Genomic DNA, 1,022 nt, shown 5'->3' with positions numbered 1-1,022 from the left:
AAGCGGGCCATTGCCTTTTCGCCAGTTAGTCTTTTGCTTCAGCTAATTCTCCTGCCAGTTTATATATGGCTTTTCCTTGGTTCGGAAATAACAACCAGCGTGATGCAGCGAGAGCTAGTTCTGGCCTTCTTCGGACTTATCGTCCTCCCCTTGGCGGCGGCATTTGCAACCGAAAAATGGGCTGAAAAACGAGAGGGCAGAGAAACTATTCTGAATGCTTTTGGCTGGCTTCCCGTTCCGCTACTGGCATTGGTTGTGTTTTCTATAGCAGCGGCACAAGTCAATGTAGTCATTGATTCATTGGGCATACTCCCAAGCTTGTTTGCAGTGTTTTCTGCATTTCTTCTGATAGCTGGGGTTTTATCTTTAGTGCTTTCAAAAATATTTTCATTGCCAACAAATCAAGGCAGAGTTCTTGCCTTCAGTTTAGGTAGCAGGAATTCATTTGTGGTTCTTCCCCTAGCACTCTCTCTGCCTTCATCCTTTGAGCTTACGGTTGTAGTTATCGTATTTCAGTCATTGGTTGAGCTATTTGGGATGGCCGCTTACATATGGTGGGTTCCAAAAAAATTATATCCTTCAGCTATATGAATGCGGTGGCGCTTAACAAAGCCAAGCACAGCGACAGCTTTTCCGTTGCGGCTTCGCCTCCACTACAAAGCTGCGCGTGTTGGCGGCGTTATCAATGTCCGCATCACGCCCTGAGGCACTCAACAAGCTTTTTCTACCACTAAAAGAGGAGAACCTTTCTCTTTTAGTGCTTTTAAATATTTTGATTCATCATAAGCTTTTCCTGTTTTCCAGCACCTTAATAGACCTTAGGCTAGTACAGCTTACTTTAGTATTGCGAATTTACGACCTGTGAGCATATGTTCAGGATCTAATGCATTAGGGTTGTAAGATGAGCTTTTAATTACTTCATAAATAACAATATCTTTAGCATCTTGTTCAAAAGGGTTTTTTAACTCCAGTGACTCTTTGTCATTAAAAAAGTCGAACTTTTCATAAGCAGTAATAAAATG

The 1,022-nt window shown here is 42.3% G+C and carries 1 protein-coding gene and 1 pseudogene; one reads left to right on the top strand and one right to left on the bottom strand.

Annotated elements, in window-relative coordinates:
* The coding region (locus tag ACT3RM_RS17980) for a hypothetical protein (RefSeq protein ID WP_444511527.1) at positions 1–591 on the top strand (591 nt) is incomplete at its 5' end.
* Positions 592–833: 242 nt separating this feature from the next.
* Here the strand turns inward: ACT3RM_RS17980 and ACT3RM_RS17975 are convergent.
* Positions 834–1,022 (bottom strand): annotated as a pseudogene (locus ACT3RM_RS17975) (TniB family NTP-binding protein); the annotation flags it as partial.

Source organism: Pseudoalteromonas sp. AOP7-A1-14 (assembly GCF_052376275.1).
Taxonomy (GTDB): domain Bacteria; phylum Pseudomonadota; class Gammaproteobacteria; order Enterobacterales; family Alteromonadaceae; genus Pseudoalteromonas.
Note: the sequence above shows the minus strand (reverse complement) of the source record. Positions and strands in the feature narration are given on the sequence as shown.